Annotated in this window: 21 protein-coding genes; 17 read left to right on the top strand and 4 right to left on the bottom strand. The window is 67.4% G+C overall.

Features of this window, described 5'->3' with window-relative positions; genetic code table 11:
- Positions 1-27 precede the first annotated feature (27 nt).
- The 10 genes from B5Y19_RS18095 to lpdA all read left to right on the top strand — a co-directional run bounded on the left by B5Y19_RS18095 (position 28) and on the right by lpdA (position 13,253).
- Positions 28-858: an ABC transporter substrate-binding protein gene (locus B5Y19_RS18095; protein ID WP_055728114.1), complete on the top strand. Its 831-nt coding sequence runs from the start codon at positions 28-30 to the stop codon at positions 856-858.
- A gap of 198 nt (positions 859-1,056) precedes the next feature.
- A complete protein-coding gene (gene zapE, locus B5Y19_RS18090; protein WP_055728113.1) occupies positions 1,057-2,235 on the top strand; it encodes a cell division protein ZapE in 1,179 nt (392 codons plus the stop codon).
- A 275-nt stretch (positions 2,236-2,510) separates the two neighbouring features.
- The gene (locus tag B5Y19_RS18085; RefSeq protein WP_055728112.1) at positions 2,511-3,110 is read left to right on the top strand and encodes a TetR/AcrR family transcriptional regulator; all 600 of its coding nucleotides are present in this window, start codon (positions 2,511-2,513) and stop codon (positions 3,108-3,110) included.
- A 328-nt stretch (positions 3,111-3,438) separates the two neighbouring features.
- Positions 3,439-4,401 carry a malate dehydrogenase gene (gene mdh, locus B5Y19_RS18080; RefSeq protein ID WP_055728111.1) on the top strand — a complete coding sequence of 321 codons (963 nt, stop codon included), beginning with the start codon at positions 3,439-3,441 and terminating at the stop codon, positions 4,399-4,401.
- Positions 4,402-4,479: 78 nt separating this feature from the next.
- A complete protein-coding gene (gene sucC / locus B5Y19_RS18075; RefSeq protein WP_055728110.1) occupies positions 4,480-5,676 on the top strand; it encodes an ADP-forming succinate--CoA ligase subunit beta in 1,197 nt (398 codons plus the stop codon).
- Between the two features lie 9 nt (positions 5,677-5,685).
- Positions 5,686-6,570 (top strand): succinate--CoA ligase subunit alpha, encoded by an 885-nt coding sequence (sucD, locus tag B5Y19_RS18070; RefSeq protein WP_055728109.1) that lies wholly within the window; start codon positions 5,686-5,688, stop codon positions 6,568-6,570.
- Positions 6,571-6,722: 152 nt separating this feature from the next.
- Positions 6,723-9,680, top strand: coding sequence for a 2-oxoglutarate dehydrogenase E1 component (locus tag B5Y19_RS18065; RefSeq protein ID WP_055728195.1), 2,958 nt, complete (start codon positions 6,723-6,725; stop codon positions 9,678-9,680).
- A 131-nt stretch (positions 9,681-9,811) separates the two neighbouring features.
- Positions 9,812-11,041: a 2-oxoglutarate dehydrogenase complex dihydrolipoyllysine-residue succinyltransferase gene (gene odhB / locus B5Y19_RS18060; RefSeq protein WP_079591882.1), complete on the top strand. Its 1,230-nt coding sequence runs from the start codon at positions 9,812-9,814 to the stop codon at positions 11,039-11,041.
- A 23-nt stretch (positions 11,042-11,064) separates the two neighbouring features.
- The gene (locus B5Y19_RS18055) at positions 11,065-11,808 is read left to right on the top strand and encodes an SDR family oxidoreductase (RefSeq protein WP_055728107.1); all 744 of its coding nucleotides are present in this window, start codon (positions 11,065-11,067) and stop codon (positions 11,806-11,808) included.
- A 38-nt stretch (positions 11,809-11,846) separates the two neighbouring features.
- Positions 11,847-13,253 carry a dihydrolipoyl dehydrogenase gene (lpdA, locus tag B5Y19_RS18050; RefSeq protein ID WP_055728106.1) on the top strand — a complete coding sequence of 469 codons (1,407 nt, stop codon included), beginning with the start codon at positions 11,847-11,849 and terminating at the stop codon, positions 13,251-13,253.
- A gap of 180 nt (positions 13,254-13,433) precedes the next feature.
- Here lpdA and folD read toward each other — a convergent pair whose 3' ends face one another.
- The gene (folD, locus tag B5Y19_RS18045) at positions 13,434-14,294 is read right to left on the bottom strand and encodes a bifunctional methylenetetrahydrofolate dehydrogenase/methenyltetrahydrofolate cyclohydrolase FolD (protein WP_055728105.1); all 861 of its coding nucleotides are present in this window, start codon (positions 14,292-14,294) and stop codon (positions 13,434-13,436) included.
- Positions 14,295-14,484: 190 nt separating this feature from the next.
- Between folD and B5Y19_RS18040 the strand changes: the two genes are divergently transcribed.
- From B5Y19_RS18040 to B5Y19_RS18020, 5 genes are all read left to right on the top strand, one after another.
- On the top strand, positions 14,485-15,810 hold the full coding sequence (locus tag B5Y19_RS18040; protein ID WP_055728104.1) for a cytosine deaminase: 1,326 nt from the start codon (positions 14,485-14,487) through the stop codon (positions 15,808-15,810).
- Complete coding sequence (locus B5Y19_RS18035) at positions 15,807-17,231, top strand: FAD-binding oxidoreductase (RefSeq protein ID WP_055728103.1); 1,425 nt, start codon at positions 15,807-15,809, stop codon at positions 17,229-17,231. The genes B5Y19_RS18040 and B5Y19_RS18035 overlap by 4 nt, the downstream gene beginning before the upstream one ends.
- A gap of 10 nt (positions 17,232-17,241) precedes the next feature.
- Entirely contained in the window at positions 17,242-17,823 is a 582-nt protein-coding gene (locus B5Y19_RS18030; RefSeq protein ID WP_055728102.1) for an NAD(P)H-dependent oxidoreductase, read from the top strand.
- A 103-nt stretch (positions 17,824-17,926) separates the two neighbouring features.
- A complete protein-coding gene (locus B5Y19_RS18025; protein WP_055728101.1) occupies positions 17,927-18,415 on the top strand; it encodes a MarR family winged helix-turn-helix transcriptional regulator in 489 nt (162 codons plus the stop codon).
- 96 nt (positions 18,416-18,511) lie between these two features.
- Positions 18,512-19,435 carry a DMT family transporter gene (locus B5Y19_RS18020; RefSeq protein WP_244555632.1) on the top strand — a complete coding sequence of 308 codons (924 nt, stop codon included), beginning with the start codon at positions 18,512-18,514 and terminating at the stop codon, positions 19,433-19,435.
- Positions 19,436-19,505: 70 nt separating this feature from the next.
- Here the strand turns inward: B5Y19_RS18020 and B5Y19_RS18015 are convergent, their stop codons facing one another.
- The 3 genes from B5Y19_RS18015 to B5Y19_RS18005 all read right to left on the bottom strand — a co-directional run bounded on the left by B5Y19_RS18015 (position 19,506) and on the right by B5Y19_RS18005 (position 23,377).
- Positions 19,506-21,470 carry a potassium transporter Kup gene (locus tag B5Y19_RS18015; protein WP_079591881.1) on the bottom strand — a complete coding sequence of 655 codons (1,965 nt, stop codon included), beginning with the start codon at positions 21,468-21,470 and terminating at the stop codon, positions 19,506-19,508.
- Between the two features lie 79 nt (positions 21,471-21,549).
- Positions 21,550-22,824, bottom strand: a complete 1,275-nt coding sequence (gene ispG / locus B5Y19_RS18010; RefSeq protein ID WP_055728099.1) for a flavodoxin-dependent (E)-4-hydroxy-3-methylbut-2-enyl-diphosphate synthase — start codon at positions 22,822-22,824, stop codon at positions 21,550-21,552.
- 13 nt (positions 22,825-22,837) lie between these two features.
- Positions 22,838-23,377, bottom strand: a complete 540-nt coding sequence (locus tag B5Y19_RS18005) for a Fur family transcriptional regulator (protein ID WP_244555631.1) — start codon at positions 23,375-23,377, stop codon at positions 22,838-22,840.
- 112 nt (positions 23,378-23,489) lie between these two features.
- Here B5Y19_RS18005 and B5Y19_RS18000 point away from each other — a divergent pair, with 112 nt between their 5' ends.
- Complete coding sequence (locus B5Y19_RS18000) at positions 23,490-24,275, top strand: 3-hydroxybutyrate dehydrogenase (RefSeq protein WP_055728098.1); 786 nt, start codon at positions 23,490-23,492, stop codon at positions 24,273-24,275.
- Positions 24,272-25,342 (top strand): patatin-like phospholipase family protein, encoded by a 1,071-nt coding sequence (locus B5Y19_RS17995; protein WP_079591879.1) that lies wholly within the window; start codon positions 24,272-24,274, stop codon positions 25,340-25,342. Before B5Y19_RS18000 ends, B5Y19_RS17995 begins: the two co-directional genes overlap by 4 nt.
- The last annotated feature ends 91 nt before the right edge of the window (positions 25,343-25,433 follow it).

Here is a 25,433-nt window from a genome sequence, read left to right as displayed (position 1 = left end):
CTTCAAGTTCATAACAGGGAGAGACCCATGCTTCGTTTGACCATCGCCGCGGCGCTGCTCGCCGGCACTGCGCTCGCCGCGCAGGCCCAGGCCCTGCCGGACCGCATCAAGACCGCCGGCAAGATCGTGATCGCGACCCAGCCGAACTATCCGCCGATCGCGTTCAAGGACGTGGCGACCAACCAGCTCGCCGGCTTCGACATCGAGCTGGGCGAGGCCATCGCCAAGGAACTCGGCGTCAAGGTCGAGTGGCAGGAGACCGCCTTCGCCCAGATGCTGCCCTCGCTGCAGACCGGCCGCGTCGATGCGGTGATGGCCGGCATGAGCGACCTGCCGGCGCGGCGCGAGACCGCCGACTTCGTCAACTACATGGACTCGGGCGCGCAGTTCTACACGGTCACGGCCTTCAAGGACACGATCAAGACCCCCGAGGACCTCTGCGGCAAGAGCGTTGGCGCCAGCCGCTCGACCAACTGGCCGCGCCAGATCGGCGAGTGGAGCGAGGCGAATTGCGTCGCCAAGGGCAAGCCGGCGATCAACGTGGTCGGCACCGAAGGCTCGGTCGACGCCCGCACCCAGCTCAAGACGCAGCGCCTGCAGGGCGGCGTCCAGGGCAGCGAGACGATGAGCCACTTCCAGAAGCTCGAGCCGAACACCTACATCGCGCTCGGCAAGCCCTTCACCAACTCGCTCGCCGGCATCCCCTTCGCCAAGACGGCGGAAGGCACGCAGCTGCGCGATGCCGTCAAGGGCGCGCTCGACCGCCTGCAGGCGAACGGCACCTATGACGCACTGATCCAGAAGTACGGCCTCGCCAACAACGCGATCAAGCCGATCACCATCAACCAGGGCAAGTAAGCCCTGGCTCAGGGCTGGGCGCGCCGCCGCCCGGCCATCGTCACGACGACCGCCATCCCGGCCAGGCCCCGCCTGTGCCGGGATTCGCGTATCCGGGGAGCTGCCGGCTCATCCGGGGCGGCATGGGGTGGGCTTGCCGGGGCGGTCGCGCTGCCGTAACCCGGTCGGGTCTTCTTCGGATTGCCAACGCCCGCCGCCATGTCAGCCTCGATCACCGACCGTTATGCCGCACTCGTCGAGGCGGGCGCCATCGAGCGCGACCCGGCGCAGGTCGCCGTGGTGAAGAAGCTCGAGGCGCTGACCGCGACGTTGGCCGCCCGCCGCCTCGCCCGCAAGGGCAGCGCCCTCGGCTGGCTCTTCGGCAAGAAGCCGGATACCGCCCAGGCGCCGAAGGGGCTCTACATCTGGGGCTCGGTCGGCCGCGGCAAGACCATGCTGATGGACATGTTCTTCGAGGCCGCGCCGGTGAAGCGCAAGCGCCGGGTGCATTTCCACGAGTTCCTCGCCGACGTCCACGGCCGCATCAACGCCTATCGCCAGAAGCTGAAGGCCGGCGAGGTCAAGGAGCCGGATCCGATCGGGCCCGTCGCCGCCGCGCTGGCGGAAGACGCCTATCTGCTCTGCTTCGACGAGTTCACGGTCACAGACATCGCCGATGCGATGATCCTCGGGCGGCTGTTCACGGCGTTGTTCGCCGCCGGCGTGGTCGTGGTCGCGACCTCGAATGTCGAGCCCTCGCGGCTCTACGAGGGCGGGCTCAACCGGGCGCTGTTCCTGCCCTTCGTCGCATTGCTGCAGACCAAGGTAGAGGTGCTCAGGCTCGATGCCCGCACCGACTTCCGGCTCGAAAAGCTCGGCGGCGCGCCGGTCTATCACGTCCCGGCCGACGAGCGGGCGAAGGCTGCGCTCGATGCGGCGTTCAAGGCCCTCTCCGGCACGGCGCAGGGGCAGCGCCTCGCGCTCAAAGTGCAGGGGCACGACCTCGTCGTGCCGCAGGCAGCGGGTGGCGTGGCGCGGGCCGGCTTCGCCGATCTCTGCGCCCAGGCCTATGGCGCTTCGGACTACATCGCGCTGGCGCAGCGCTTCCACACGCTGGTGCTCGACGGCATCCCGATCCTCGATTTCGACCACCGCAACGAGGCCAAGCGCTTCATCATCCTGATCGACACGCTCTACGAGCACCACGTCAAGCTCGTCGCCTCGGCGGCGGCGGAGCCGCATGAACTCTACCATGCGAAGAAGGGGCGCGAGGCCTTCGAGTTCGACCGCACCGTCTCGCGGCTGATCGAGATGCGCTCGGAGGATTATCTCGCCCTGCCGCATGGACGGCCGGATTCGGCGGCGAGCGGCGACACGACGGGGCTGGTGGAGACGTGATGACGACTGGCCGCCGGAACCTCACCCCGTCATTCCGGGGCGCCCCGCAGGGGCGAGCCCGGAACCCAGAAACGATGCGGGTATTCCAGAGCCGTCATGCTCGCCGTTGTGGCGGGCATCCAGGTCTTGACCACGACCTTCGACCAGCGAAGACGTGGATGGCCGGGACAAGCCCGACCATGACGGGGAGGGCATCGGTTCTGGGTTCCGGGCTCGCCCTTGCGGGGCGCCCCGGAACGACGGCGGTGCCATCCGAGGTGGGGAGCCGCTGACCCATGCCCCAGCGCGAGCCGAGCGAGACCCGCATCCTCACGGTCGCCTCCGAGCATCTGCGCAAGTTCGGGCTGAAGCGCTTCACCGTCGTCGCCGTGGCGGAAGAGGCGGGCATGACCCATGCCAATGTCTATCGCTACTTCCCCTCGCGGGTGGCGCTGATCGATGCGGTGGTCGATGTCTGGCTGAAGGCGACCGAGCGCAGGCTCGCCGACATCGCCGACGGCCCAGACCCGGCCGACGACAAGCTCGAGCGGCTGATCCTGGCGCTGGCCAAGGCCAATCGCGACCTGCTGCAGGAGGATCCGCATCTCTTCGCGGCGCTGTCGCTGGCGGTGGCCAAGCGCCATGCCATCAGCCGGCGCAACCGGACCCGCGTGCGCGCCCTGTTCGAGCGCGTGGTCGACGAGGGCATCGCGACCGGGGTGTTCGAGCCGCGCGACCGCGACCGGGCGATCGCCTTCGTCATCGACGCCACGAACCGCTTCATCCACCCGGCCTCGCTGGCGCTGGAGGCCGACGTGCCGCAGGCCTCCGTGGACACGAGGCTCGCGACGCTGATCCGGGTGATCCTGCGCGTGCTCGGCAGCGGCATCGTGTAAAAAATCCGGTGACTAATTACATTATCTGTAAGTTGTAACTGCTTGAATCCACCGCCCTCGGATCGGGGTATCAGAAAGTCGTTCGCGCAAGTCATTGAAACAATTGGGCCTGTCTCGCTCTTGCGCGCGAGGGCAGGGCGAGCGCCCCGGAAAAGCCGCTTTTCGGGCAAGGGTTGCGGCAAAAGCCCGGTTTGGGCCAAAGGAACGCACGGTTTGGCCGGCTGGGGCAGGATGCGAAAAAGTGGGAACCGGTTTTTCGCGTCAGTCCTGCCCTCACTCCTGAATCGAGAGCCGGCATTTCGCAGCGCCAGGACAAAAGGACTAGGCAATGGCCCGTAAGAAGATCGCCCTCATCGGCTCCGGCCAGATCGGCGGCACCCTCGCCCACCTCGCCGGCCTGAAAGAGCTCGGTGACGTCGTGCTGTTCGACATCGCCGAGGGCATCCCGCAGGGCAAGGGCCTCGACATCGCCGAGTCCGCTCCCGTCGACGGCTTCGACGCCGGCTACAAGGGCACGAATTCCTACGAGGACATCAAGGGCGCCGACGTGATCATCGTCACCGCCGGCGTGCCGCGTAAGCCCGGCATGAGCCGCGACGACCTGATCGGCATCAACCTCAAGGTGATGAAGTCGGTCGGCGAGGGCATCAAGCAGTACGCCCCCAAGGCCTTCGTGATCTGCATCACCAACCCGCTCGATGCGATGGTCTGGGCGCTGCAGAAGTTCTCGGGCCTGAAGCCCAACATGATCTGCGGCATGGCCGGCGTGCTCGACTCCGCCCGCTTCCGCCACTTCCTCGCCGAGGAGTTCCAGGTCTCGGTCAAGGACGTCTCGGCCTTCGTGCTCGGCGGCCATGGCGACGACATGGTGCCGCTCGTCCGCTATTCGGGCGTCGCCGGCATTCCGCTGCCGGACCTCGTCAAGATGAAGTGGACCACCCAGGAGAAGCTGGACGCCATCGTCGAGCGCACCCGCAAGGGCGGCGGCGAGATCGTCAACCTGCTCAAGACCGGCTCGGCCTTCTACGCCCCGGCGGCTTCCGCCATCGCGATGGCCGAGAGCTATCTCAAGGATCAGAAGCGCGTCCTGCCGGCGGCGGCCGCGCTCAAGGGCCAGTACGGCGTGCGCGACATGTTCGTCGGCGTGCCGGTGGTGATCGGCGCCAAGGGCGTCGAGCGCGTCGTCAAGATCCGCCTCAACGGCGCGGAGAAGGAGATGCTGGCGAAGTCGGTGGCTTCGGTGCAGGGCCTGATCGACGCCTGCAAGAACATCGACTCGTCACTCGCGTAAGTTAAGCGAGGGCGGCGGCGCGGACAGGCGCGGCCGCCCTTTCGTCAATTTTCGGTCGCTGTCAGGGAAACCGAGCACATGAACATCCACGAATACCAGGGCAAAGCCATCCTCAAGGAATTCGGCGCGCCCGTTTCGGCCGGTTTCCCGGCACTGACGGTGGCGGAGGCGGTCGAGGCCGCCAAGAAGCTGCCGGGGCCGCTTTACGTCGTGAAGTCGCAGATCCACGCCGGCGGGCGCGGCAAGGGCAAGTTCAAGGAACTCGGCCCTGACGCGAAGGGCGGCGTTCGCCTTGCCAAGTCGGTGGCCGAGGTCGAGGCCTTCGCCAAGGAGATGCTCGGCAACACCCTCGTCACCGTGCAGACCGGCCCGGCCGGCAAGCAGGTCAACCGCCTCTATATCGAGGACGGCTCGGACATCGAGAAGGAGTTCTACCTCTCGGCGCTGGTCGACCGCGAGACCTCGCGCATCGCCTTCGTCGTCTCGACCGAGGGCGGCATGGACATCGAGGCCGTCGCCCATGACACGCCCGAGAAGATCCTGACCTTCTCGGTCGATCCCGCGACCGGCATCATGCCGCATCACGGCCGCACCGTCGCCAAGGCGCTGGGCCTGACCGGCGACCTCGCCAAGCAGGCCGGCACGGTCCTGACCCAGATCTACAACGCCTTCGTCGCCAAGGACATGGCGATGCTCGAGATCAACCCGCTGATCGTGACCACGCAGGGTCAGATCAAGTGCCTCGATGCCAAGGTGAACTTCGACTCCAACTCGCTCTACCGGCACCCGGACGTCGTCGCCCTGCGCGACGAGACCGAGGAGGACGCCAAGGAGATCGAGGCCTCGAAGTACGACCTCGCCTATATCGCGCTCGACGGCACGATCGGCTGCATGGTCAACGGCGCCGGCCTCGCCATGGCGACGCTCGACATCATCCAGCTCTACGGCGAAAGCCCGGCGAACTTCCTGGACGTCGGCGGCGGTGCCTCGGAAGAGAAGGTGACGGCGGCGTTCAAGATCATCACCGCCGACCCGAAGGTGAAGGGCATCCTCGTCAACATCTTCGGCGGCATCATGAAGTGCGACGTCATCGCCCGCGGCGTGATCGCGGCGGTGAAGGCGGTCGGCCTCAAGGTTCCGCTGGTGGTGCGCCTCGAAGGCACCAATGTCGAGGAAGGCAAGCAGATCATCCGCGAATCCGGCCTCAACGTCATCCCCGCCGACGACCTCGACGATGCGGCGCAGAAGATCGTCGCCGCGGTCAAGAAGGCCTGAGGAGCAGTCATGTCCATCCTGATCGACAAGAACACCAAGGTCATCTGCCAGGGCTTCACCGGCAAGAACGGCACCTTCCACTCCGAGCAGGCGATCGCCTATGGCACGCAGATGGTCGGCGGCACCTCGCCGGGGAAGGGCGGCTCGCTCCATCTCGGCCTGCCCGTCTTCGACACCGTCGCCGAGGCCCGCGACAAGACCGGCGCCACCGCTTCGGTCGTCTACGTGCCGCCTCCGGGCGCGGCGGACGCGATCTGCGAGGCGATCGACGCCGAGATCCCGCTGGTGATCTGCATCACCGAGGGCATCCCGGTGCTCGACATGGTGCGCGTCAAGCGCTCGCTGATCGGCTCCAAGACCCGCCTGATCGGGCCGAACTGCCCGGGCGTCGTCACCGCCGGCGAGTCGAAGATCGGCATCATGCCGGCCAACATCTTCAAGCCGGGTTCGGTCGGCATCGTCTCCCGGTCGGGCACGCTGACCTATGAGGCGGTGTTCCAGACCACCAATGAGGGCCTCGGCCAGACCACGGCCGTCGGCATCGGCGGCGACCCGGTCAAGGGCACCGAGTTCATCGACATGCTCGAGATGTTCCTGGCCGACGACAAGACCCACTCGATCGTCATGATCGGCGAGATCGGCGGCTCGGCCGAAGAGGACGCCGCCCAGTTCATCAAGGACGAGGCCAAGCGCGGCCGCAAGAAGCCGATGGTCGGCTTCATCGCCGGCCGCACGGCTCCTCCCGGCCGTCGCATGGGCCATGCCGGCGCGATCATCTCGGGCGGCAAGGGCGGCGCCGAGGACAAGATCGCGGCGATGGAAGCGGCCGGCATCAAGGTCTCGCCCTCGCCGGCGCGCCTGGGCAAGACCCTGGTCGAGGTCCTGAAGGGCTGAGCTTCGCAGCAGGTCGCAGCCGGCCCGCGCCGGCCGCGACCTGCGGCATATTCGACGACGTGTCCGGGTCGATCCCGGACATGACGGAACATAAAGGATGTCCGGGCAAGGGTTCGGGCATGACGCAAGCGGTGAAGGAAGGCAGGAGCATCATGGCTCGCCAGGACATCAACGAGGCTCTCGCGCAGACCGGGTTCCTCTACGGCGGCAACGCGGCCTATATCGAGGATCTCTATGCCCGCTACGAGGCCGACCCCAAGTCGGTGGACGAGCAGTGGCAGAGCTTCTTCGGAGCGTTGAAGGACGACAAGGAAGCCGTCCTGAAGAATGCCAAGGGCGCCTCCTGGAAGAAGCCGAACTGGCCGGTCGCCGCCAATGGCGAGCTGGTCTCGGCGCTCGACGGCAACTGGGCCGTGGTCGAGAAGGTGATTTCCGACAAGCTCGGCGCCAAGGCCAAGGCTGCCGGCACGGCGCTTTCCGCCTCCGACGTCCAGCAGGCGACGCGCGATTCCGTGCGCGCCATCATGCTGATCCGCGCCTACCGGATGCGCGGCCATCTCCACGCCAAGCTCGATCCGCTCGGCATCGAGAGCCGCACCGACCATGAGGAATTGTCGCCGGCCGCCTTCGGCTTCGGCGACGCCGATCTCGACCGCAAGATCTTCATCGACAACGTGCTCGGCATGGAGTTCGCCACGATCCGCGAGATGGTCGCGATCCTGCAGCGGACCTATTGCGGCACCGTCGGCATCGAGTTCATGCACATCTCCGACCCGGAGCAGAAGGCCTGGCTGCAGGAGCGGATCGAGGGGCCGGACAAGGAAATCGCCTTCACCAAGGAAGGCAAGAAGGCCATCCTGAACAAGCTCATCGAGGCCGAGGGCTTCGAGAAGTTCCTCGACCTGAAATACACCGGCACCAAGCGCTTCGGTCTCGATGGCGGCGAGGCGCTGGTTCCGGCGCTGGAGCAGATCATCAAGCGCGGCGGCGCGCTCGGCGTGCGCGACATCGTCTTCGGCATGGCCCATCGCGGCCGCCTCAACGTGCTGACGCAGGTGCTCGGCAAGCCGCACCGCGCGCTGTTCCACGAGTTCAAGGGCGGCTCCTTCGCGCCCGACGACGTCGAAGGCTCGGGCGACGTGAAGTACCATCTCGGTGCGTCCAGCGACCGCGAGTTCGACGGCAACAACGTCCATATCTCGCTGACCGCGAACCCCTCGCATCTCGAGATCGTCGACCCCGTCGTGCTCGGCAAGGTCCGCGCCAAGCAGGACCAGTTCGGCGACATCGTCGAGCGCTCGAAGGTGCTGCCGCTGCTGATCCATGGCGATGCCGCCTTCGCCGGCCAGGGCGTCGTGGCGGAGTGCCTCGGCCTTTCCGGGTTGAAGGGCCACCGCACCGGCGGCTCGCTGCACTTCATCATCAACAACCAGATCGGCTTCACCACCTATCCGCGCTATTCGCGCTCCTCGCCCTATCCGTCCGACGTGGCGAAGATGGTCGAGGCGCCGGTCTTCCATGTGAACGGCGACGATCCGGAAGCGGTGGTCTTCGCCGCCAAGGTCGCGATCGAGTTCCGGCAGAAGTTCCACAAGCCGGTCGTGATCGACATGTTCTGCTATCGCCGCTTCGGCCATAACGAGGGCGACGAGCCGGGCTTCACCCAGCCGCTGATGTACCGCAAGATCCGCGGCCACAAGACGACGCTGGAGCTCTATGCCGCCAAGCTCGAGGCCGAGGGCGTGCTCGCCGCCGGCGAGCTCGACGAGGCGCGCGCGGCCTGGAAGGCCAAGCTCGAGATCGAGTTCGACGCTGGCCAGGCTTTCAAGCCGAACAAGGCCGATTGGCTCGACGGCCGCTGGGCCGGCATGAAGGCGATCCGTGCCGACGAGGACGATCCGCGTCGCGGCGCCACCGGTGTGCCGGAGGCGGTGCTTAAGGAGATCACCGACAAGATCACCTCTGTCCCGGCCGGCTTCAACGTCCACCGCACGATCCAGCGCTTCCTCGACAACCGCAAGAAGGCGGTCGAGGCGGGCGAGGGCATCGACTGGGCGACGGCCGAGGCGCTGGCCTTCGGCTCGCTGCTGCTCGACGGCAACCCGGTCCGTCTCTCCGGCCAGGATTGCGAGCGCGGCACCTTCTCGCAGCGCCACTCCGTCCTGATCGACCAGGAGACCGAGGCGCGCCACACCTCGCTGAACAACATCCGCGAGGAGCAGGGCCGCTACGAGGTCATCAATTCGATGCTCTCGGAAGAGGCGGTGCTCGGCTTCGAATATGGATACTCGCTGTCGGAGCCGAACGCGCTGACGATGTGGGAGGCGCAGTTCGGCGACTTCGCCAACGGCGCGCAGGTCGTGTTCGACCAGTTCATCTCGTCCGGCGAGCGCAAGTGGCTGCGCATGTCCGGCCTCGTCTGCCTGTTGCCGCATGGCTATGAGGGCCAGGGCCCGGAGCACTCCTCCGCCCGCCTCGAGCGCTTCCTGCAGATGTGCGCCGAGGACAACATGCAGGTGGCGAACTGCTCGACGCCTGCGAGCTACTTCCACATCCTGCGCCGGCAGCTGAAGCGCGACTTCCGCAAGCCGTTGATCCTGATGACGCCGAAGTCGCTGCTGCGCCACAAGCGCTGCGTCTCCGACCTCAGCGAGCTGGCCGAGGGCTCGACCTTCCACCGCGTGCTGGCTGATGACGCCGAGCGCGGCAAGTCGACCACCAAGCTGGTCAAGGACTCGAAGATCCGCCGCGTCGTGCTCTGCTCGGGCAAGGTCTATTTCGACCTGCTGGAGGAGCGCGAGAAGCGCGGGGTGGACGACGTCTACCTGATGCGTGTCGAGCAGCTCTATCCGTTCCCGCTGAAGACGCTCGCGCAGGAACTGGCGCGCTTCAAGGCCGCGGACGTGGTCTGGTGCCAGGAGGAGCCGAAGAACATGGGCTCCTGGACCTTCGTCGAGCCCTATCTCGAATGGGTGCTGGGCCATGCCGGCTCGAAGTCGAAGCGGCCGCGCTATGTCGGCCGTCCGGCTTCGGCCGCGACCGCGACCGGCCTGATGTCGAAGCACGCCGCGCAGCTCGCCGCCTTCCTCGACGAGGCCTTCGCGGCCTGATTTAGTCGTCCGGCGGCATCCTCGCGGTGTCGCCGGACTTTGATGCCGTATCGGCGTCTTCGAAGACCGTTGCCGGTCTCGGAGGCCGATGCCGTCCCGACCGCCAGAGAACGACACAACAGAGGCCTGACATGGCGACCGAAATCCGCGTACCCACCCTCGGCGAATCCGTCTCCGAGGCCACGATCGGCAAGTGGTTCAAGAAGCCGGGAGAGGCGGTCAAGGCCGACGAGCCCCTCGTCGAGCTCGAGACCGACAAGGTGACGCTGGAGGTCAACGCCCCGGCAGCCGGCGTGCTCGGCGAGATCGTCGCCAAGGAAGGCGAGACGGTCGGCGTCAACGCGCTGCTCGGTTCGATCAGCGAGGGTGGCGCAGCCGCCGCAGCCGCGCCCGCACCGAAGGCCGAGGCGAAGCCCGCCGCCGCTCCGGCTGCGGCCGAGGCGCCGAAGGCTGCCGCGACCAAGGCCACCGATTCCGGCCCGGCCGTGGCCCGTCTCGCCGCCGAGAGCGGCATCGACGCCGCGTCTGTCCCGGCCTCGGGCAAAGACGGCCGCGTCACCAAGGGCGACATGCTCGCCGCGATCGCGACCGGCGGCGCTGCCGCTCCGGCTGCGGCGCCTGCTCCGGTCGCGGTCCGCGCCCCGTCGGCGCCGGATGACGGCGCCCGCGAAGAGCGCGTCAAGATGACGAAGCTGCGCCAGACCATCGCGCGCCGCCTCAAGGAAGCCCAGTCCAACGCCGCGATGCTGACGACCTTCAACGAGGTCGACATGACGAACGTCATGGCGCTGCGCAACCAGTACAAGGACGTCTTCGAGAAGAAGCACGGCGTGAAGCTCGGCTTCATGGGCTTCTTCGTGAAGGCCTGCGTGCAGGCGCTGAAGGAGATCCCGGCGGTCAATGCCGAGATCGACGGCACCGACATCATCTACAAGAACTACTACCACATCGGCGTCGCGGTCGGCACCGACAAGGGCCTGGTGGTTCCGGTGGTGCGCGATGCCGATGCGCTCTCCATCGCCGGCGTCGAGAAGAAGATCGGCGAGTTCGGCCGGAAGGCTCGTGACGGCAAGCTCTCCATCGAGGAGATGCAGGGCGGTACCTTCACGATCTCGAACGGCGGCGTTTACGGCTCGCTGATGTCGACCCCGATCCTGAACGCTCCGCAGTCGGCGATCCTGGGCATGCACAAGATCCAGGAGCGCCCGGTCGTGGTCGGCGGCAAGATCGAGATCCGCCCGATGATGTATCTGGCGGTCAGCTACGACCACCGCATCATCGACGGCAAGGAGGCCGTGACCTTCCTCGTGCGCATCAAGGAAGGCCTGGAGGACCCGGCGCGCCTCGTCCTCGACCTCTGAGCGAGCGGACCGGAGAGAGCCTCGTGGCAGGCGTTGCGATCGTCACCGGCGGAAGCCGGGGTATCGGCCGGGCGACAGCGATCCTGCTCGCGGAGCGCGGCTACGATCTCGTCGTCAACTACCAGGCCAATGCACAGGCTGCGGCCGAGACGGTCGCAGCCGTGCAAGGGCTGGGCAGGCAGGCCGTGGCGGTCCAGGGCGATGTCGGCAGCGAGGCCGACGTCGCCGCGATCTTCGCGGCGGCCGACCGGCTCGGGCGCCTGACCGCGCTGGTCAACAATGCCGGGGTGATCGACGCCCCGGAACGCCTCGACGAGATGAGCCTCGCGCGGCTCGAACGGATGTTCCGGATCAACCTGACCGGCAGCTTCCTCTGCGCCCGCGAGGCGGTGAAGCGGATGTCCACCCGCCATGGCGGGTCGGGCGGCGGCATCGTCAACCTGTCCTCGGCCGCGGCGGTGCTTGCGGGTGCCGGCCAGTATCTCGACTACGCCGCCACGAAGGCGGGCATCGACATCTTCACCCTCGGCCTCGCCCGCGAGGTCGCGGCGGAGGGCATCCGGGTCAATGCGGTCCGGCCCGGCATCATCGATACGGAGATCCATGCCAGCGGCGGCATGCCAGATCGCATCGCGCAGCTGCGCGAGCAGCTTCCGATGAAGCGCGAGGGCACGGCGCGCGAGGTGGCGCAGGCGATCGCCTGGCTGCTCTCGGATGAGGCCTCCTACACCAACGGAACCGTCTTGAACGTGACCGGCGGGCGCTGAAGGCGCCGCCGCACCCGAACACAAGAAAGGAAGTCACCATGGCTGCGGCCTACGATCTCGTCGTCATCGGAACCGGCCCCGGCGGCTATGTCTGCGCCATCCGCGCCGCCCAGCTCGGCCTCAAGGTCGCCGTCGTCGAGAAGCGCAAGACCCATGGCGGCACCTGCCTGAACGTCGGGTGCATTCCGTCCAAGGCGCTGCTCCACGCTTCCGAGATGTTCGAGGAGGCCGGCCACACCTTCGAGAAGCTCGGCGTCGTCGTCGGCAAGCCGAAGCTCGACCTCAAGGCGATGATGGCCCACAAGCAGGAGACAATCGACGCCAACGTCAATGGCGTCGGCTTCCTGCTGAAGAAGAACAAGATTGACCCCTTCCACGGCACGGCCTCGATCCCGGCCGCCGGCAAGGTCGTCGTCACCGCCGAGGACGGCAAGACGCAGGAGCTGGAGACGAAGAACATCGTCATCGCGACGGGTTCTGAATCGGCTCCGCTGCCGGGCGTCGAGACCGATGAGAAGACGGTCGTGACCTCGACCGGCGCGCTCGAGATCGGCTCCGTGCCGAAGGAGCTCGTCGTGGTCGGCGCCGGCGTGATCGGCCTCGAGATCGGCTCGGTCTGGAGCCGGCTCGGCGCCAAGGTGACCGTGGTCGAGTTCCTCGACCGCATCCTGCCCGGCATGGACGGCGAGGTCGCCAAGCAGTTCCAGCGCATGCTCGAGAAGCAGGGCTTTAGCTTCCAGCTCGGCTCCAAGGTGACCAAGGTCGACGTGGCCAAGAAGGGCGGCGCGACCGTCACCGTCGAGCCCGCCGCCGGCGGCGAGGCCCGCACGCTCAACGCCGACGTCGTGCTGGTCGCGATCGGCCGCCGCCCGAACACCGACGGCCTCGGCCTCGACAAGGCCGGCGTCGCCACCGAGAAGGGCCGCGTCGTCATCGACGATCACTTCAAGACCAATGTCGCCGGCATCTACGCGATCGGCGACGTGGTGCGCGGGCCGATGCTGGCGCACAAGGCCGAGGACGAGGGCGTTGCGGTCGCCGAGATCATCGCCGGCAAGCACGGCCATGTGAACTACGACGCCATTCCGGGCATCGTCTACACCGCCCCCGAGGTCGCCGCGATCGGCAAGACCGAGGAGGAGCTGAAGGCGGCCGGCATCGAGTACCGGGTCGGCAAGTTCCCGTTCACGGCCAATGGCCGCGCCCGCGCCATGCGCCACACCGACGGCTTCGTGAAGGTCCTCGCCGATGCCAAGACCGACCGCGTGCTCGGCTGCCACATCATCGGCCCGCATGCCGGCGACCTGATCGCCGAGGTCACGGTGCTGATGGAGTTCGGCGGCTCGGCCGAGGATCTCGCCCGCACCTGCCACGCGCATCCGACGCTGGCCGAGGCGGTGAAGGAAGCCGCGCTCGCCGTCGACAAGCGCCCGATCCATATGTGATCGGCTTCCGGAGCGCGCTCCCGTGCGGAGCGCGCTTCACATGCGAGCCCTCATCCTGAGGAGCAGCCGAAGGCTTGCGTCTCGAGGGATGCTCCAGAGCGTGCTGGACCATCCTTCGAGACGCCGCTTTCGCGGCTCCTCAGGATGAGGGCTCGTTTTGCTTTGAAGCGATCTCTCGCCTCACCCCCGCCGGGCGTGGAACGCCGTCAGCGTGTTCTTGAGCAGGCAGGCGATGGTCATCGGGCCGACGCCGCCCGGAACGGGTGTGATCGCGCCGGCGACCTTCACGGCTTCCGCAAAATCGACGTCGCCGGTCAGCTTGCCGTCGGGCAGGCGGTTGATGCCGACATCGATCACGGTGGCGCCCGGCTTGATCCACTCGCCCTTGACCATGCGCGGGCGGCCGACGGCCGCGACGACGATGTCGGCGCGGCGCACGACGTCCGCCAGGTCGCGCGTGCGCGAATGGGCGATGGTGACGGTGCAGTCGGCCTGGAGCAGGAGCTGCGCGACCGGGCGGCCGACCAGCTCGGAGCGGCCGACGACGACGGCGTCCAGCCCGGAGAGCGAGGGCAACGCCTGCTTCAGCAGCAGCATGCAGCCCAGCGGCGTGCAGGGCACCAGCCCGTTCTTGCCGCCGGCGAGCAGGCCGGCATTGATCGGATGCAGCCCGTCGACATCCTTGGCCGGGTCGATGGCGTCGATGATGCGGCCGGTGTCGATATGCTTGGGCAGCGGCAGCTGGACGAGGATGCCGTCGACGCCGTCGTCGGCGTTGAGCTCGGCCAGCTTGGCGAGCAGCTCCGCCTCGGTCGTCTCGGCCGGCAGCCGGTGGGCGACCGAGTTCATGCCGACCTCGACGGCGAGCTTCTCCTTCGAGGCGACATAGACCTTGCTCGCCGGATCGTCGCCGACGAGGACGACGTGCAGGCCCGGCACCAGCCCGCGCGTGGCCTTGATCGCGGCGACCTCGCGGCCGATCTCGGCCCTGAGCTCCGCTGCCGTCGCCTTGCCGTCGATGATGCGCGCTGCACCGGCCATGGTCCGCCCTCGTGCTGGATGATGATGCGCCGTCATGCGCGATCCGGCCGGCCCGGACAAGCCCGAATGCGACGCCGATATGGCCGCAGGCGCCATCCGCAGGGGAGGAGCGGGCGGTGCGGCTTGCGGGCTCGCGGCCTGCCCGGTATCGACGGACCGAGACAGGCGCGGCAGGAGAGGCCAGGACAACGTGACGACCGGTTTTGCCCGCCTGCCCGATACTCCGGCCTTCCGCCTTGCCAATCTGCGCGTGCCCGCCTGCCTGGTCGCCGATGATGTCGCGGCCGACCGCAACGGGCTGGCGCGGGTCGACCTCGCCATCGCCGAGGGCCGCGTCGCGGCGATCGAGCCGGCGGGGGCGGCCGTTGCCGGGACCGTCCCGAGCTACAGCCTCGACGGCGGCATCGTGCTGCCGCGGCTGGTCGACTGCCACACCCATATCGACAAGGGCCATATCTGGCCGCGCAGCCCCAATCCGGACGGTACCTTTCCCGGCGCCCTGACGACGGTCGCCGCCGACCGCGAGGCGAACTGGTCGGCTGCGGATGTCCGGGCGCGGATGGATTTCTCGCTGCGCACCGCCTTCGCGCATGGCACGGCGGCGCTGCGCACCCATATCGACTCGCTCGGCCGGCAGATCGGCATCTCCTGGCCGGTCTATGCCGAGATCCGGGCGGAATGGGCCGGGCGCATCGCGCTGCAGGCCTCGCCGCTCTTCGGTGCTGATGCGGCGCTCGATCCGGCGCATATGGCGGCGGTGGTCGCGGCGGTGAAGGCGCATGGCGACCGCCTGCTCGGCTGCGTCACCTACATGATCCCGGAGCTCGACCGGGCGCTCGACATCCTGTTCCGGGCGGCGATCGAGCATGGCTTCGACCTCGATTTCCATGTCGACGAGACCAACGACCCGGCGGCGCGCTCGCTGGAGCACATCGCCGATGCGGCGCTACGCCACCGTTTCACCGGGCGCATCCTGTGCGGGCATTGCTGCTCGCTCAGCCTGCAGGCGCCGGAGGACGAGGCGCGCATCATCGCCAAGGTCCGCGAGGCCGGCATCGCCATCGTCTCGCTGCCGCTCTGCAACATGTACCTGCAGGACCGGCAGCCGGGCCGCACGCCGCGCTGGCGCGGCGTCACCGCCCTGCATGAGCTGAAGGCGGCCGGCGTGCCGGTGATGATCGCCTCCGACAACACGCGCGACCCGTTCTACGCCTATGGCGACCTCGATCTCGTCGAGGTGCTGCGCGAGGGCGCGCGCATCCTCCAGCTCGATCATTCCGGCCCGGACTGGGCCAGTGCGGTGGCGCGTACGCCAGCGGCCGCGATGGGGCTGCGTGACACCGGCACCATCGCCGCCGGCGCGCCGGCCGACCTCGTCCTGACCCGGGCCCGCGACTGGACCGAACTCTTCTCCCGGCCGCAGGCCGACCGCACCGTGCTGGTTTCCGGCAAGGCGATCGACCGGACATTGCCGGATTACCGCGAACTCGACCATCTGATGGGCAGAGCATCATGACCGCACGCTACGACATCGCCACGCTGAAGACCCGCCTGGGCGGCATCCGTACCGAGGAGAACCCGGCGCTGGTGAAGCAGAAGAGCCGCGACTTCTTCTGGTACTCGCCGATCCTGAAGCGCCAGCTCGATCATGTCGTGGCCGATATCGTGGTCTCGCCGACGAGCGAGGCGGAGGTCGTGCAGGTTCTCGCCGCCTGCCATGAGCTCGGCATTCCGGTGACGCCGCGCGGCACGGGCACGGGCAATTACGGCCAGGCGATGCCGCTCTCGGGCGGCGTGCTGCTTGACCTCTCGGGCTTCAACAAGGTCAAGGAGATCGCCGCTGGCCGCTATGTCGCCGAGCCGGGCGCGATCATGGCCCGCATCGACGACGAGACGCGCGCGCATTCCCGGCAGGAGCTGCGGCTGCATCCCTCCACCTACCAGACCGCCTCGGTCGGCGGCTTCATCGCCGGCGGTTCGGGCGGCGTCGGCTCGATCAAATGGGGCGGCCTGCGCGACTGGGGCAACATCATCCGGCTCAAGGTCGCGACGATGGAGAAGAGCCCGCGCATCCTCGAATTCTCGGGCGAGGACCTGCACAAGGTCGCCCATGCCTACGGCACCAACGGGATCATCACCGAAGTCGAGATGCCGCTCGGGCCGGCCTACAATTGGACCGACGTCATCATCGGCTTCGAGGATCTGCGGGCGGCGACCGAGTTCGCCAATGCGGTCGGCGAGCAGGATGGGCTCGCGCTCAAGAACCTCTGCGTCGTCGCCGCGCCGGCACCGCACGACTACTTCCTGCGCCACCGCAAGTTCCTGCCGCGCGACAGCCATCTCGTCATCGTCATGGCGGCCGATTTCGCCGTCGACGCGCTTTGCGCCTATGCGCGCCGCTTCAAGGGGGCGGAGCTCTTGCTGCGCACCGACAAGCTCGCGCCCGAGGATGCCAAGGGCCTGCCGCCGGCCTATGAGCTCGGCTGGAACCACACCACGCTCAGGGCGCTGCGCGTCGACCCGTCGATCACCTATCTGCAGGTGCTCTACCCCTTCCCGAACCAGGTCGAGCTGGTCGACAAGATCCATGCCCGCTTCGGCGACGAGGTGACCTGCCATCTCGAATTCGTCCGCTTCGACGGCAAGATCACCTGCTTCGGCCTGCCGCTGGTGCGCTTCACCAGCGAGGAGCGGCTGGAGGAGATCATGGCGATCCATGAGGAGATGGGCGCGCCGATCTTCAATCCCCACCGCTACACGCTGGAGGAGGGCGGCATGAAGCAGACCGACGAGACGCAGCTCGCCTTCAAGCGCGAGGCCGATCCGCAGGGCCTGCTCAATCCCGGCAAGATGATCGCCTGGGAGGATCCGAGCTACGATTACCGCTCGGGCAAGACCTTCCTGTTCCGCAGCCTGGCCGAAGCCGGGGTCGGCTAAGGATCTGACGATGCGCGTTCTCGTCCTCTACGCCCATCCGGTGCCGGAAAGCTTCGGAGCCGCCATCCACGAGACAGTGGTCGCCAGCCTGAAGGCGGCGGGGCACGAGGTCGACGATTGCGACCTCTATGCGGAAGGCTTCGATCCGGTGCTGAGCCCGGACGAGCGGCGCGGCTATCACGACACCGACGCCAATGCGCAGCCGGTTGCTGCTTACGTCGAGCGGGTGAAGGCGGCGGAAGCGCTGGTGCTCTGTTTCCCCGTCTGGAATTTCGGCTATCCCGCGATCCTGAAAGGCTTCCTCGATCGGGTCTTCCTGCCGGGCGTGTCGTTCAAGATGGTCGATGGCAAGGCTCAGCCGGCGCTGCATAATATTCGCCGGCTTGCCGCGGTGACGAGCTATGGCGGGTCGCGCTGGCGCGCCTTCCTGATGGGGAACCCGCCGCGCAAGGCCGTCTGCCGGGCATTGCGGGCGGTCTGCCACCCGCTCGCCCGCACGACCTATCTCGCCCATTACGACATGAATCTCTCGACACCGGCGAGCCGAGCTGCCTTCCTGCAGAAAGTCGAGACAAAACTCGCGGTCTTTTAACTCCGACATCCGATTGTCATGCGTCTGTCATGTTCGCGCGCGAATACGCAGCCGGCGAAGCGTCTTCCTTATCCGTCCAAGCATCGGCCCGAAGGATCGACCCATGACCAAGGCACTCGAGAAAAGCGTCGGGCGCGCCCTGCTCGTCACCGCCCGGCTCCATCGATCGCGGATGGGTGAGAGGCTGAACGGGCTCGGCCTGTTCCCCGGCCAGGAGCAGGCGCTGAAGGCCCTGCAGCCGGCGCCGATGACGATGGGCGAACTCGCCGCCCTGCTCAGGGTGAAGCCGCCGACCGTCTCGAAGACGATCGGACGGCTCTCGCTGCAGGGGCTGGTGACGCGCGAAGGCGGCAATCGCGACGGCAGGCTGGTTCAGGTCGCGCTGACCGAGGCCGGGCACAAGACCGCGGCCGAGCTCGACGCAGTCTGGAACGATGTCGAGGAGGAACTTCTCGACAAGCTCGACGGCAAGGAACGCAAGCAACTGCGCAAGCTCCTGCGCAAAGCGTCGAAGGGTCTCTCCAAGGCGGGGGCCGAGACGGATGATGCGGATGCCGACGCGGATCTCGACGAGGCCGATAGCGACGCCTGATTTCTGCATGGAACGCATGCAGAGGCGCACTGGCGAAGGCTCTTAAATCGGTTCAATCTGCCTTCGTCATTCCTCCAGAGCATGGCGAAGCTGGACGTGTCTCTCCCAACCGAGGCGTCTTCCGAGGCGGGGCGAAAGCGGCTCGTTGCGATCGGATTGATGTGCGCCGCCGTGCTGCTGTTCTCGATGCTGGATGCGAGCGCGAAATGGCTCGGCCAGTCGATGAACCCGCTGCAGGTGGTGTTCGCGCGCTATGCCGGCAGCATGATCCTGGTGCTTGTGCTGATCAATCCGTGGAGCCACCCCGGCGTGCTGCGGACCAAGCGGCCCTGGCTGCAATGGGGGCGTTCGCTGCTGCTGCTCGGCTCGACGGCGCTCAACTTCGTCGCCCTGCGCTATCTCCAGCTTGCCGAGTCGGTTTCGATCATGTTCGCCACGCCGCTGCTGGTGGCGCTTGCCTCCGGGCCTCTGCTCGGCGAATGGCCCGGGCCGCGCCGGCTGGCGGCGATCGGTGTCGGCTTCATCGGCGTGCTGGTGGTGACGCGGCCGGGCATCGGAGGCATGCATCCGGCGGCGCTGCTCAGCGTGCTGGGCTGCTTCTGCTACGCCTTCTATGCACTCTCGACGCGCGTGCTCTCCGGCCATGATTCATCGGAGACGACGATGATCTATTCGGGGGCGGCGGGGACGCTCGCCACCATCCCGCTGCTGCCCTGGATCTGGGAGACGCCGCAGACGCCACTGTCCTGGGTGCTGATGCTGCTGGTCGGCGCGCTCGGCGGCTTCGGCCATTGGCTGCTGATCCTGGCCCATAGGCTGGCGCCGGCGACGGTGCTCGCGCCCTTCATCTATTCGCAGATCGTCTGGATGCTGCTGCTCGGCTGGCTCGTCTTCGGCCAGCTGCCGGACCGCTGGACCTTTGCCGGCGCCGGCATCGTCATCGCCTCGGGGCTCTACCTGCTCTATCGCGAGCGGGTGCGGCACGTGCCGCAGGAAGCGGCCTCGGCGCGGCTGGACTGAACCGGCAGAAGGCGCGTCATGCTCGTCGGGTCGAGCCCGAGCATGACGCCCTTGCGGGTGCCGGGCTTCTTTAGACCGTGACCTGGGTCCCGACCTCGACGACGCGGCCGGTCGGGATCTGGAAGAAGTTCGTCGCGTCGGTCGCGCTCTTGGTCAGGCCGATGAAGAGATTGTCCTGCCAGACCGGCATGCCCGATTGCGGCGAGGGCTTGATCGAGCGGCGCGACAGGAAGAACGAGGTCGACATGATGTCGAACTTGAAGCCCTGCTTGCGCAGCATGGCCAGCCCCTTGGGCACGTTCGGGCTCTCCATGTAGCCATAGACCATCTCGACCCGCCAGAAATCGTCGGTGATGCGGGCGAGGCGCACGCGCTCCTCCTCGGGGACGCGCGGCGTGTCGGCGGAACGCACGGTCAGGACGACGTTGCGCTCGTGCAGGACCTTGTTGTGCTTGAGGTTGTGCAGCAGCGAGGCCGGGGCGGTCTCCGGGTCGCTGGTCAGGAACACGGCCATGCCCTTCACCCGGGCGGGCGGGCTCTTCGAGAGCATGCTGACCAGTTCGAGCAGGGGCACGTCGGTCTTGCGGGTCTTGTCGAACAGGATCTTGGTGCCGCGCATCCAGGTCCACATCACCAGGGTCAGCGCCATGGCGAGCAGCACCGGGACATAGCCGCCATGGAAGAGCTTCAGCATGTTGGCGGAGAAGAAGGACACGTCGACCAGGAAGAAGGGCAGGATGATCGCGGCGGTCGCCGGCAGGCTCCAGCCCCAGTGGCGGCGGATGACGATCGAGGCGAGCAGCGAGGAGACCACCATCGTGCCGAAGACCGAGATGCCATAGGCATGCGACAGGCTCGACGAGGTGCGGAAGGACCAGACCAGGATCAGCACGACGACGAGCAGCAGCAGGTTGACGCGCGGGACGTAGATCTGGCCCGAGGTCTGCTCGGAGGTGTGGCGGATCTCCATGCGCGGCAGCAGGCCGAGCTGGATCGCCTGCCGGGTGAGCGAGAAGGCGCCGGTGATGACGGACTGGCTGGCGATGATGGTCGCGACCGTCGCCATGATGACGAAGGGCAGCAGCAGGCCCTCGGGGGCGAGCCGGTAGAACGGATTGTCGATCGCCGTCGGGTCGGCGAGGATCAGTGCGCCCTGGCCGAGATAGTTGAGCCACAGCGCCGGGAAGACCACGTAGAGCCAGGCGCCGCGGATCGGCCCGCGGCCGAAATGGCCCATATCGGCATAGAGCGCCTCGGCGCCCGTCACGGCCAGACAGACCGAGCCGAGCACGGCGAGCGCCACGCCCGCATGGTCGCGGAAGAACAGCAGCGCATAATACGGGTTGATCGAGCGGAAGACGCTGAGGTCGTCGGCGATGTGATAGATGCCGAGCCCGGCCAGCGTCAGGAACCAGACCAGCATGACCGGCCCGAAAAAGGTCGCGACGCGGTGGGTGCCGTGGCTCTGCATCAGGAACAGGCCGATCAGGATTACCGAGGCGATCCACAGGATGTAGTCGTTGAGCGCCGGCGTGATCAGCTTCACGCCCTCGATGGCCGAGAGCACCGAGATCGCGGGGGTGATGACGGTGTCGCCGTAGAACAGGCCGGCGCCGATCATGCCGAGCAGCAGGGCGACATGGCTGCGCGCCCGGCCGAGGCTGCGCTGGGCCAGCGCGACGAGCGTCAGGATGCCACCTTCGCCGTTGTTGTCGGCCCGCATCAGCAGCACGACATATTTCAGCGTCACCACGACGACGAGCGACCAGAGGATCAGCGAGAGCACGCCGATGACGACGGTTGGCGGGACGGTCGCGTTCTCCTCGCCGCCGGTCGCGGCGAGGATCGTCTCGCGCAGCGCATAGAGCGGGCTCGTGCCGATGTCGCCATAGACGACGCCGAGCGCACCCAGCGCCAATGCGGCATAGCCGGCCTTGGGGTGGCTCTGGCCGCCGGCATGGCCGTGGCCGTCGTCGAGCCCGAAACGGGAATCCTCCGGCCGGATGGTCGCAGGATTCGGGTTCTCATGCCCCATCAGGGATCTCCGCGGATGCTGCGGCGCAGCGAAAGGCCGGGGCCTCTAGCATAATGCGAACGGCGCGCAAAGGCAGGGGTCAGCCGCCGGCGCCGAGCCCGGCGCCGAAGCGTCGCTCGACATAGCTTGCGACCATGGCCTTGAACTCCTCGGCGATGCCGGCGCCGCGCAGGGTCGCGACCTTCTTGCCGTCGACGAAGACCGGGGCGGTGGGCGCCTCGCCGGTGCCGGGCAGCGAGATGCCGATATCGGCATGCTTCGACTCGCCGGGACCGTTGACGATGCAGCCCATCACGGCGACGTTGAGATTCTCGACGCCGGGATAGCGCGTCTTCCATTCGGGCATGGAGCGGGAAATCCAGCCCTGGATATCCTGCGCCAGCTCCTGGAACACGGTCGAGGTGGTGCGGCCGCAGCCGGGGCAGGCGGCGACCAGCGGCACGAAGGCGCGGAAGCCCATGGTCTGGAGCAGTTCCTGCGCCGTCCGGACCTCGAGCGTGCGGTCGCCACCGGGCTCCGGCGTCAGCGAATAGCGGATCGTGTCGCCGATGCCTTCCTGGAGCAGGATGCCGAGGGCTGCGGATGAGGCGACGATGCCCTTGGAGCCCATGCCCGCCTCGGTCAGGCCGAGATGGATGGCATAGTCCGCCCGGCTCGCCAGCATGCGATAGACCGTGATCAGGTCCTGCACGCCCGAGACCTTGGCGGAAAGGATGATGTATTCGCGGGCGAGGCCGAGCTCCTCGGCACGCTCGGCCGAGAGCAGGGCCGACTGGACCATGGCCTCGCGCATGATGGCGCGGGCGTCGAGCGGGCGCACGGCGCGGGCGTTCTCGTCCATCAGCGCCGTCAGCAGCTCCTGGTCGAGCGAGCCCCAGTTGGCGCCGATGCGGACCGGCTTGCGATGCTTGATCGCCAGCTCGATGATCTGGCTGAACTGCTTGTCCTTCTTGTCCTTGAAGCCGACATTGCCGGGATTGATCCGGTACTTCGCCAGCGCCTCGGCACAGGCGGGATGATCGGCGAGCAGCTTGTGGCCGATATAGTGAAAGTCCCCGACCAGCGGCACGTCGACGCCGATGCGGTCGAGCCGCTCGCGGATCTTCGGCACGGCGGCGGCCGCCTCGTCACGATCGACGGTGATGCGGACGAGCTCCGAGCCCTGCCGGGCGAGCGCGGCCACCTGCGCGACGGTTGCGCCGATATCGGCCGTGTCGGTGTTGGTCATCGACTGGACGACGATCGGGGCGCCGCCGCCGACGGTGACGTGGCCGACCTTGACCGGGACGGTGAGCTGACGGCCCAGCGGGCCAGCCCGCTCGGGCGTCAGGTAGGAGAAGGCACGCTCGTTCATGCGGGCTGCTCTATCACGAACCGGCGCTCCGGCAATGCTCGCAGCGGCCGACGATCTCGACCATCTGGTGCGAGGGCGAGAATTGCCGGTTTTCGGCGATGGCCGCCACCGCTTTCTTCATCGCGGGCGAGGAATCCTCGTCGACGCCGCCGCAGGCCTCGCAGATCAGGAAGGCGACGACCTCGTTCGCGCCATGGCCGTGCAGGCAGGCGATGTAGGCGTTCTTCGAGGAGAGGCGGTGGACGAAGCCCTGCTCGACCAGGAAGTCGAGCGCGCGATAGATCGAGATCGGGGCGAGGCGCCGGCCGCCGGCCGGCGAGATCCGGTCCGCGAGGTCATAGGCGCCGACCGGGCGGTGATCGGCGTGGAGCGCCTCGAGCGCCTGGCGCCGGATCGGCGTCAGGCGCAGGCCGCGCTCGCGGCAGATCCGCTCGGCGCGGGCGAGGGCCTCGGCGGCGTGACGGCGGTGGTCCTCGGCGTGACGACAATCCTCACCATGCGTGTGGTGCACATGGTCGTCATGCGGATGCGCGGCTGGCTGCATTTTCGTCATGTTGCGTTGCGAAGGGTCATCGGGCAACGTGCAGTATCCTGTCGTTGCGGCATTGCCTCGTTCGGGCCGAACCTAAGCATTTTCTCCTCGATTGTCAGGAGCCTTGACGCTCATGTTCCTCAAAGACCGTACTGCCGCCATCACCGGCTCGACCTCGGGCATCGGCCTGGCCTATGCTCGCGCGCTGGCCAAGGAAGGCGCGAACCTCGTCATCAACGGCATCCTGCCCCCGGCCGACGCCGAGAAGCTGCGCACCGATCTGGAGCAGGAATTCGGCGTCAAGGTGGTGTTTTCGGCCGCCGACATGACCAAGCCGGCCGAGATCGCCGGTTTCATCGCCGAGGGCGAGAAAGCCTTCGGCGCCATCGATATCCTGATCAACAATGCCGGCATCCAGCATGTCGCGCCGATCGACGAATTCCCGCTGGAGAAGTGGGATCAGATCATCGCGATCAACCTGTCCTCGGCCTTCCACACCATCCGCGCGGCGCTGCCGAAGATGAAGGAGAAGGGCTGGGGCCGCATCATCAACACGGCTTCCGCCCATGCCTTCGTCGCCTCGCCGTTCAAGTCGGCCTATGTCGCCGCCAAGCACGGCATTGCCGGGCTGACCAAGACGGTGGCGCTCGAGGTCGCGACCAAGGGCATCACCGTCAACGCCATCGCGCCCGGCTATGTCTGGACGCCGCTGGTCGAGAAGCAGATCCCCGATACGATGAAGGCGCGCGGGCTCAGCAAGGAGCAGGTGATCAACGACGTCCTGCTCGCCGCCCAGCCGACCAAGGACTTCGTCACCGTCGAGCAGGTCGCGGCGCTCGCCGTCTTCCTGTGCACGGATTCGGCCAAGTCGATCACCGGGACGACGCTGCCGATGGATGGCGGCTGGACCGCCGCGTGAGCGGACGTCCTTCCCGCAAGGCCGAGCCGGTCAAGGGATTGCTGGGACCGAAGGCCGAGAAGACGGTCTCGCTGGCGCTGCAGGGCGGAGGCGCGCATGGCGCCTTCACCTGGGGCGTGCTCGACGTGATCCTCGAGGACGGCCGCCTCGGCATCGAGGCGCTGACGGGCACCAGCGCCGGCGCGATGAATGCGGTCGTGCTGGCCGAGGGCTGGATCGACGGCGGCGCCGACGGGGCGCGTACCAAGCTCGAGGCCTTCTGGCGCGCGATCAGCGTCGACGGCAAATATGGCGGCTCGGAGCGCTCGCTGCTCGACACCATGCTCGGCGCCTGGGGGCGCAACGGCACGCCGCCCGGCCTGCTGTTCTTCGAGATGTTCTCGAAGGTGGCGAGCCCCTACGACGTCAACCCGCTCAACATCAACCCGCTGCGCGGCGTGATCGCCGATCTGATCGATTTCGAGAAGGTCCGGGCCTGTGACGCGGTGAAGCTCTTCATCGCCGCCACCAATGTCCGCACCGGCAAGATCGCGGTGTTCGAGCGCGCCGAGCTGACGCCCGACCATGTCATGGCATCGGCCTGCCTGCCGATGGTGTTCCAGGCGGTCGAGATCGGCCGGGAGGCCTATTGGGACGGCGGCTATATGGGCAATCCGGCCCTGTTCCCGTTGTTCTACCAGGCGAATTGCGACGATATCCTGCTGGTCCAGATCAATCCGATCCTGCGCAAGGAACTGCCGATGAAGGCGCGCGAGATCCAGGATCGGCTCAACGAGATCACCTTCAACGGCTCAACCCTGCGCGAATTGCGCGCGATCGATTTCGTCAACCGGCTGATCGACGCCGGCAAGCTGCCTGTTGACGAATACAAGCGCGTCCTGATGCACCGGATCGACGGTGGCCCGCCCTTGGCGGAGCTGACCTCCTCGTCACGGATGAATGCCGAGTGGTCCTTCCTGCTCAGGTTGCGCGACATGGGGCGGGCGGCAGCGAAGCGCTGGCTGAAGCGCAACTATGCCGCGATCGGCAAGGCGAGCACGCTCGACCTGAAGGACGCGATCTCCTGAGCGGCGCACCGGGATCGTTCACGTTCCGGCGCCGCAGTTGTTCCGGCAACGCTCTTGTGCGGCAGGGCGGCGCAGTGCCATTCACCGGGGC

The sequence above is a fragment of the Allobosea thiooxidans genome (genome assembly GCF_900168195.1).
GTDB lineage: Bacteria > Pseudomonadota > Alphaproteobacteria > Rhizobiales > Beijerinckiaceae > Allobosea > Allobosea thiooxidans.
This window is presented reverse-complemented; position numbering and strand designations above follow the sequence as displayed.